Origin of the sequence: Rodentibacter rarus (genome assembly GCF_001998965.1) — a bacterium.
Lineage (GTDB): Bacteria > Pseudomonadota > Gammaproteobacteria > Enterobacterales > Pasteurellaceae > Rodentibacter > Rodentibacter rarus.
On sequence record NZ_MLHJ01000029.1, the window covers coordinates 1 to 7,284 of the forward strand.

A 7,284-nucleotide genomic window follows, 5' to 3' on the forward strand; every position below is an offset into this window, starting at 1 on the left:
TGCATGATCATTAACACAAAAGGCTGATAAACATTAAAAATTGGATGATTTCTTCTAGCATTTTTGCCCCTATTTGATGGGGTAATATCCAAAGGCAAAAGCCACCGCTAATAGTGCAATGCCACCACAACACAAAAAGAATTTAATTCCGGTTGAGATTGTTTGACCTGCTTTATCTGAGCCGTTCTCGCTCATATTTCCCCCTATGCCGCTAACTGCTCGCTTAAATAACGTTGGCTTAATTTCTGTAACTGTGCCTTGCGTTCTTGATACGGCATATCTAAATTGATAAGGCTTGCATTGGTTTTTAATAAGAGTTTGAGCAAGGTCATCTGATTCACATTAAAACTATCTCGTACTCTGCCTAAAATTCCGTGCTTGGCTTTCCACTGTCGCACGTTCTCACCTAAAACAAGGCTATCTACCAGTTCGTGATTAATGCTGAAATGGTGCGGTTTTAGAGCTTTTCCTTGGCGTTGATAATAGGCTTGGATTGCGTCCGTCATTTCTCGGTTATGGTCGATAGCCTCTAACCTTGCTTGAGTTTTGGCTAAAGTGTTCCGATAAACCTTTGGCACAACCTGTTTGAGCTGTTTCTCAGCCTCGATAAAGTGTTGGCGGATAGCCCGCCCTATTTCATTTTTCTCCATTAAGCAAAGGTGCTTGGCGGTGTCTAAGGTGATGATGTAATCAATGAGTTTTTGAGGTCGTGCCATTGATGAGCGTTTATTTTTTGCGCTCGCCAAAACGGGGGAGCTCAATTCTTCATCACTTTTGCTTAACAAAACTGGTGAGCTCAAATTTTCTACAATCACAAAATCTTGATTTTCAATAAATCCAGCTTGCTTAATTCGGGCTTTAATCCAAGTGGAATAATCACGCCCCACTTTCAAAAGTCTATGCACATCTCGGGCATTAATGCCTTCTACTCCCTCAAATAAATTCAAAGGGTGAGCAAGTAGGGCGGTGATTTCGGTTTTGGCTTGTTTAATGTTTATCATTCCCTCCTTAAACTCGCGCGGCTTTTTGTTCTTCAATCCAGTTATTCACTTCTTCTAAATCCCATCGGATAAAGTTTTGTGAAAAGCGAATCGGCTGTGGGAATTGTTTGGCTTTAACTAATTCGTTTAATTTAGTGCCACCAAAAGAAACCAAATGTAATACATCTGCTTTGCTGATTAATTTTTTAGATTGGGTTTGAGGTCTATTCATAAAAAATACCTTCCGTTAGTTAAACATTTGTGAGGTTGTGTAACGTTACGGTAGGTATTATGAAAAGGGAGGGGCTTATTATCCATTCAATAAGCTGCTTCTAAGTTTTAAAAGCTGCTTTTAAAACAAATTTACAGTACATTTTAAATATTTATTTAATCAAATAGTCAATAAAAAAGCCGGTATAAACCGACTATTTTTCTGCTTTTCTATTAGGGTTATGGGGGCTGATCCATTGCTTTATCGTTGATTGAGAGCGAGAGGCGATATTTTTATTTATGATAGTATTAGCGATGTTATCAAGTGATAATCTTGGATCTTCTTCCCATAACTTTTTGGCTTCATCAATCGCTTTTTGTTTCATTGAGTTTTCTTTTCTTTGTGTTGCTCCGTTTATCTTAGCATTTACAGTTTTTGTATTTTGATAAAATGCCATTAGCACTAAGTAAGCCATTTTTAATTGCGCCAAGTCTCGCGCTATTTCCTCAATAGTAAAATCGGGATAAGGTGGATCTAAATCTAACATATCAATTCGCTCAATCGTTCTTTGCAACCCCTCAAAACCTATTTCAAACATTGTCTTGCTTTTTCCATCGTGCCCTGTACCTATAATTCCTTGGTACAGATCGGAAAGCATATTACTTCCTGAGCTTTTATTCATACTAAGAAGTTGTTGGCAATTAAATTCATGGACTTCACGCTCTCCTATTGCCTGCCTTTTCTGCTCATCACGGTTGTCTTTAACCTGCTCGCTTTTCATAATGATTTGCTCCTTTTTGTTTTAAATATCTTCCAAATAGCAAAATGCGATCAAAATTGACCGCACTTTGAAAAATAAATTGATAACATGCTATGCACCTGCAATAAGCTCAAAAGTTTGAGGTGACTTATCAACCATTCGTAAAAGTAATGTCGCTTGCGGGTTTGGCTTGGCTCTGCCTTGTTCCCAGCCTTGATAGGTTCTCAAACTTGTTCTTAATTTGTGTGCAAATACCGCCTGAGAGAGTTTTAATTTTTCACGAATCTCTTTAATTTCATCAGCACTAATTTGCACCGGCTCAACTTTCTCTAAAGTTTGCGTTCTTAGTGTGATTTTGCCTTGTGTAAAATCTTTGTAGGCGTTTAATCCTTCCACCAGCTCATCAAATAATTTACTCATTGTTCTAATTCCTCGATTTCTTTTACTAAATTAGCCAAAATTTTATATTGTTCTTGCGTTAAATCTTCGCTACGGTTTTTACTGTAAGCTGTGATTAGCAAGATACGGGATTTTTGTGTGAGATAATAATAAATAGCTCGTGCACCACCACGTTTACCACGCTGTGCCAGACTGATACGGATTTTTCTTAGTCCATTTGTTCCTGGAATTACATCGCCCTTTTGTGGGTTCTCTAAAAGTTCATTTTGAAACGTGCGATACTCATCATCAGATAAATATTCTTTCCTATAACGCTCAAAAGGTGGTAGCTCAATAAAAGTAAGTTTCATTATGTTGAGTATGATTCTAAATTTGTCTTATTGTACGTTAATAACGTATAAAGTAAAGTGCTTTCGCCAGTGATGATGAAGACTCCTTTAAATTGGGGTTAAGTCCTACCGTTAGGAAAATATTCTTAACGCTGATTCTTCATAACTTTCTCCGGTGGTGGATGTTTAAGGTGGTTATACGAATAGTTCAACCGTGGTCATATGACCACGACTGCATCTCATTACATTTGATAGCGTTAAATTTTCCCGTGGGCTCGCACTGCTGACAAAATTTCAATAAAAAAGACTTAATGCACCGCACCAAGTCTTTGAATAAAGGAATACAATTATTAGGTTATTTATCATTTTTAATTAAATCATAGTCTTCCTCCTGCAATAAACGCTGTCTTTCTATCATTTCTGCTTTTTGATTTTCTAATCTGGCAGATTCTTTCCCGGTGGCCAGTATCTCATCAAGTTGTTTATAAACCTGATCCATATTCTGGACGTGAATATCTTGTTTGACGACTTGTGGCTCTTGCCAACCGGCTTGAGATTTTAAATAGAAAATAATCGCTGATATATTTTTCTCTTTTGTAATTTTCTCAAAAAGCACATTGGTCACCGTTGCGATCCCTTTGGCTTTTCCCTTTTTTATAGCGTGTGCAATTTGTGCAAAATCTTTTTTACGACTAGCCAAAGTTCGGCGGGATATGCCTAAACAACACGCTATTTGTTGATCGGTTAAACCTTGCCCCGCCAGTTTCTCAACTTCATCAACATTGATTTCAATAACCGGCTTTGTTTTACGTTTCCCCACCATCGCACCTTAATTTTTAAATTTGGATAACCAGTCATTCACGCTGTCAATATGCCAGAATCTCCGCTTACCGATCATCTTTCCTTGTGGAAATTGACGGCGCTTAACATAGATTCTAATTGTATCGGGGCTTAGGCCCGTCATATCAGCAACCTTTCCAATAGTGATTAGTCTAGGTCTTTCCATGAAAATGGCTCCTCTAAAACTTTTAAAGTGGGTTTTGTCATCGGTGGCAAGACTTCTATTCTTGATACTTCGCCGGCAATGTCATTTTGTTTAAGAATAGCGTTTAATTCCGCTTCTTTGGCGGCTAATTGGTTGCGGTATGTTGTGTAGCATTGCTCGTCAAATTGGCGATACTCATCAATAGCATTTTTTACAATTTGCGCCTTTATGCGATAAGTCTCAAATTCTTTGATTTTTTGCTCATCTTCTGCTGCATCTTTGCTTTCTTGGCGTTGGCGATCTAGTTCTGCTTGGTACTTTTGAATACCTATCATGATTTGTGTTGCCATTACCACCGGTGAAAAACGATCGAGACTAAATGATGTCAAGCGTGTGTTCATCAGCGCTTTTTGGATAAATGGATAGATTGCCGGATGGTCTTTTTTGTATGAGTCTAAACGATTCCAAGCAACAAATAATTCACTTAACCCCGCTTTATTTGCATTTTGCCAACGTTTAGCATTTTCGCTATTAAGTTCAACCAGCAAAGAGGCGCGTTTAATGTTCCAAAATAGACTATTACGTGCATCCCCCTTGCTTTCCATAATCTCTATAATATTTGTATGGTTGAGATAACACAAAAGCGGGGTTAAACGTTGTACGGGTTTAGGGTAAATCTTTTCACCGGAATAAGGATCAATAGCTGCTAGCCCTTTTTCTTCCGTTGTGCCAAAAAAGAAAATAAGGGTTTGACCATCGGTAAATTCAGAATAAAACGGTAACACGGCGATCCGCTCATTTTTTGGCGGTTTTGGTGAATTATCAAATGCCCCGTTTTGATACCAGGGCGCAAGATATGCCGTATTAATAGCTCGAGGGGTGAGCATAATCGCCTTTTTAATTGTGCTTGGATCTGGATAAGCATCAAGAATAAATTGGCGTTCTTCTTGCATGTTGAGAGAATTAAACCCTTTATTTTCAGGGATTAATCCATCGTTTACGGTCAAGTATTCGATTTCTTTCATTGAGAGCGACATAAACAGCTCATCGGGCGTTTGTTGCTTGCTTTTCAGGTAATCATACACGGCACGATAATTATCAGGCGTGCAAGTCTCTAGATTAATATTAAAAATGCTCATTCTTAGTTTCCTTTTCTGGTGGTGTAAAAATTTCTTCTTTGCGCGGTAATCGTGGTTCTTCATCATCACTATTGCGAATATAACGGAACGTTTGCGCTTGTTCTTTAAGTTTTTGAATTCGCTCAATCTTGCATTTGTGCCAATTAGTTAGAATCCATTCTGCAGTATCGGGTTGATAATCCCCTATCAATAATCCTTCAATTAAAACCGCTTCCGTTACATTTAAGAAATCAATTAAAGTGTGAAAAAATTCTTTGTGAACAATTTCGCCATGCTTGTTGCGCTCATAAGCATATAAGGTTAGTTCTTCTTCTGTTGTTCCGGAAATCAAGGCAAGCGCACCAAAACTAAAGAGCGGTTTTCCTACACGAATTTTTTCACCGCCTTTTTCCGTTGGTGGTAAATATTCATAGGTTTTAATTCTGCCTTGTCTAAAATCGGCAATATAGGCTTTCATCTCTGAAAGGGCTTTATCTACCGTTTTTCGCTTCACTGCTATATCTCCCCTGTATCACTGAATGGTTACATCATACAGAGATATAAAAGGTTTATTTTGGCGTTTTTCCTATTTTATATGGCTTTTTGTGTGTTTTTCTTACAAAGAAAAGTGCGGTTAGAATTTGAAGTGTTTCGCTGGTGGTTTCACTCATTATGATCTGAGATTTAGGGGATGGCGATCATCTCTATTCCTTAAGATACCTACGTAGAGTTCAGTTGTGGAGATATCTCCACAACTGTTTCGATATCGAAACAGTTCCAGATTATTTCATCCATTGAGGGATCACGGTTTTCCCAATATCTTGTTTCAAAATATTGTGATTTTTACCACTCCCGCTTTTCCGGCCAATTGTAAATATAATTATCACCGTGACCAGCATGGATTTTACAACCCGGCAAGGCTTTTTGAAGTTCTGTAAGTTGTTTTTCAGAGATTGGCGTATTGTTTATCCGTAATGTATTTAAACCGGTGAGCTTAAGCAATGGCGTAAAGTCTTTAATCGGATTATTGCTTAGTGTTAAATTGGAAAGATTTTTCAACTCAGCAAGCGGCGAAATATCCTCAATATGATTTTGATCTAAATCAAGCCAGCGTAATTTTTTAAGATTTATTAGAGGTGAAATATCGCTAATACGATTATAAGCCAGCTCTACATTATTTAGATTTTTCAGCGCAGACAAGGGGCGAATATCCACCAGTCGCGAATTTGTCGATATATCAATTTCTGTGAGCCTTTTTAAGGATGTAGCGAACGAAATATCGGCCACATTATTTTCTAGCAATGTCAGCTCTTTGAGATGAGTTAAATCCGACAATTCTTTAAAATCAAGTTGTTCACCCCAATTTACCCCCCAAAAAAACAACCGTTCAAGAGTTTTACAAATATTCGGGTGCAAAAAATCAAGGCTTTGAATATTGTCTTGAATTACAATAAATTCTTGTAGATTACATAACCTACGCATAGCACTAAAATCTTTAAACCCTTGTCCCTCAAAAGCGATAGATTGAAGATTCGGCAAGAAATCAAGGGGAATGAATTTATCAAAGTAAATATCGCCCCCCAAATAATCTGAATTGAGATATTTTATTTCAAGCACTTTGAGTAAGTCTGATTTCTTTTCCGGTTCAATAGGTTTATTCTCTAGCTGGCTGTTATCAACTTGATTTGGATAATCGTCATCTTGCAAGTGAGAAGTATAAAGTAAAAGCCGTTTCCAGTTATCCTCTAAGCTGTCCCACCAACGAAAAACCGCACGGCGAAAATCATACGCCTGTTTCTCTTTTATTGTCATCTGATCACGTGGTGGTTCTTGTTCAAGAGGGTAATCAAAGTAATGTAGTTTTTCCATAATAAAGTCTTTATCATAAATCAACGTTTCTTATCATATCCTTGTAAATTTAATTTATATAGTATTTTTTTAAGTGAATAGAAGTGAATACCTAGTGAATACTTAAAATAAAGTATTCACTAATATAACTATATAATAAATAAAGAAATTTTTCTGGAAAATAGTTAAAAGTGAATAGGTGAACACCTTTTATAAAAAAATAAACTATTAAGCAAAAAAGAATGGTAGAATTTAAGATATGATTAAGAAAATCTAACTTGGATTTTATCTATAGTAACTATGATAGTAACTACGAGAAAAATAATAAAATATAACTCAATGATTTTAAAGGGATAAATATCAAAATTCGAGTCCAGCTAGTGCACCATATACCCCTTTCACAGCCCTGCGGAACTTAACGCGGGGCTTTGTTTTATCCAGTGTTTACAAGGCTTTTCCGCACTTTCTCTTATCGTAACTTTTCGTATTAAATCGTTTTTGACCGCCGTTTTTAGTAGTGGCGATAGTAGAGATGATACGCCCCACTCTATCTCATTGTGACTAAAAATAGGTTAAAAAACGTTTAGCAATAAGAATAAGGTGGGAGAATAACAAAATACAGTTAAAAAATACTGTTGGGGCTGTACTAGATAA

The 7,284-nt window shown here is 37.0% G+C and carries 11 protein-coding genes; all 11 read right to left on the bottom strand.

What is annotated here, in order from left to right; genetic code table 11:
* Positions 1–69 precede the first annotated feature (69 nt).
* The 11 genes from BKK50_RS13035 to BKK50_RS04095 all read right to left on the bottom strand — a co-directional run bounded on the left by BKK50_RS13035 (position 70) and on the right by BKK50_RS04095 (position 6,651).
* Positions 70–195, bottom strand: a complete 126-nt coding sequence (locus BKK50_RS13035) for a hypothetical protein (RefSeq protein ID WP_279625570.1) — start codon at positions 193–195, stop codon at positions 70–72.
* Positions 196–203: 8 nt separating this feature from the next.
* On the bottom strand, positions 204–1,001 hold the full coding sequence (locus BKK50_RS04050; RefSeq protein WP_077415556.1) for an antA/AntB antirepressor family protein: 798 nt from the start codon (positions 999–1,001) through the stop codon (positions 204–206).
* Between the two features lie 7 nt (positions 1,002–1,008).
* Entirely contained in the window at positions 1,009–1,212 is a 204-nt protein-coding gene (locus tag BKK50_RS04055) for a helix-turn-helix transcriptional regulator (RefSeq protein ID WP_077415558.1), read from the bottom strand.
* Between the two features lie 193 nt (positions 1,213–1,405).
* A complete protein-coding gene (locus BKK50_RS04060) occupies positions 1,406–1,972 on the bottom strand; it encodes a hypothetical protein (protein ID WP_077415560.1) in 567 nt (188 codons plus the stop codon).
* 90 nt (positions 1,973–2,062) lie between these two features.
* Positions 2,063–2,371, bottom strand: a complete 309-nt coding sequence (locus BKK50_RS04065) for a helix-turn-helix domain-containing protein (RefSeq protein WP_077415562.1) — start codon at positions 2,369–2,371, stop codon at positions 2,063–2,065.
* Positions 2,368–2,700 (bottom strand): type II toxin-antitoxin system RelE/ParE family toxin, encoded by a 333-nt coding sequence (locus tag BKK50_RS04070; protein ID WP_077415564.1) that lies wholly within the window; start codon positions 2,698–2,700, stop codon positions 2,368–2,370. The genes BKK50_RS04065 and BKK50_RS04070 overlap by 4 nt, the downstream gene beginning before the upstream one ends.
* Before the next feature lie 334 nt (positions 2,701–3,034).
* Complete coding sequence (locus BKK50_RS04075; protein WP_242650066.1) at positions 3,035–3,499, bottom strand: LuxR family transcriptional regulator; 465 nt, start codon at positions 3,497–3,499, stop codon at positions 3,035–3,037.
* A gap of 9 nt (positions 3,500–3,508) precedes the next feature.
* The gene (locus BKK50_RS13205; RefSeq protein ID WP_077415566.1) at positions 3,509–3,685 is read right to left on the bottom strand and encodes a helix-turn-helix transcriptional regulator; all 177 of its coding nucleotides are present in this window, start codon (positions 3,683–3,685) and stop codon (positions 3,509–3,511) included.
* Positions 3,667–4,803 (bottom strand): hypothetical protein, encoded by a 1,137-nt coding sequence (locus BKK50_RS04085; protein ID WP_077415568.1) that lies wholly within the window; start codon positions 4,801–4,803, stop codon positions 3,667–3,669. The genes BKK50_RS13205 and BKK50_RS04085 overlap by 19 nt, the downstream gene beginning before the upstream one ends.
* Positions 4,790–5,296, bottom strand: coding sequence for a hypothetical protein (locus BKK50_RS04090; RefSeq protein ID WP_077415570.1), 507 nt, complete (start codon positions 5,294–5,296; stop codon positions 4,790–4,792). The genes BKK50_RS04085 and BKK50_RS04090 overlap by 14 nt, the downstream gene beginning before the upstream one ends.
* 329 nt (positions 5,297–5,625) lie before the next feature.
* A complete protein-coding gene (locus BKK50_RS04095) occupies positions 5,626–6,651 on the bottom strand; it encodes a leucine-rich repeat domain-containing protein (RefSeq protein WP_077415572.1) in 1,026 nt (341 codons plus the stop codon).
* Positions 6,652–7,284: the final 633 nt, after the last annotated feature.

What these genes read in the sequence shown, in the direction of transcription:
- BKK50_RS13035 (WP_279625570.1), bottom strand. Translation starts at nt 195, where the DNA reads ATGAGCGAGAACGGCTCAGATAAAGCAGGTCAAACAATCTCAACCGGA.
- BKK50_RS04050 (WP_077415556.1), bottom strand. Translation starts at nt 1,001, where the DNA reads ATGATAAACATTAAACAAGCCAAAACCGAAATCACCGCCCTACTTGCT.
- BKK50_RS04055 (WP_077415558.1), bottom strand. Translation starts at nt 1,212, where the DNA reads ATGAATAGACCTCAAACCCAATCTAAAAAATTAATCAGCAAAGCAGAT.
- BKK50_RS04060 (WP_077415560.1), bottom strand. Translation starts at nt 1,972, where the DNA reads ATGAAAAGCGAGCAGGTTAAAGACAACCGTGATGAGCAGAAAAGGCAG.
- BKK50_RS04065 (WP_077415562.1), bottom strand. Translation starts at nt 2,371, where the DNA reads ATGAGTAAATTATTTGATGAGCTGGTGGAAGGATTAAACGCCTACAAA.
- BKK50_RS04070 (WP_077415564.1), bottom strand. Translation starts at nt 2,700, where the DNA reads ATGAAACTTACTTTTATTGAGCTACCACCTTTTGAGCGTTATAGGAAA.
- BKK50_RS13205 (WP_077415566.1), bottom strand. Translation starts at nt 3,685, where the DNA reads ATGGAAAGACCTAGACTAATCACTATTGGAAAGGTTGCTGATATGACG.
- BKK50_RS04085 (WP_077415568.1), bottom strand. Translation starts at nt 4,803, where the DNA reads ATGAGCATTTTTAATATTAATCTAGAGACTTGCACGCCTGATAATTAT.
- BKK50_RS04095 (WP_077415572.1), bottom strand. Translation starts at nt 6,651, where the DNA reads ATGGAAAAACTACATTACTTTGATTACCCTCTTGAACAAGAACCACCA.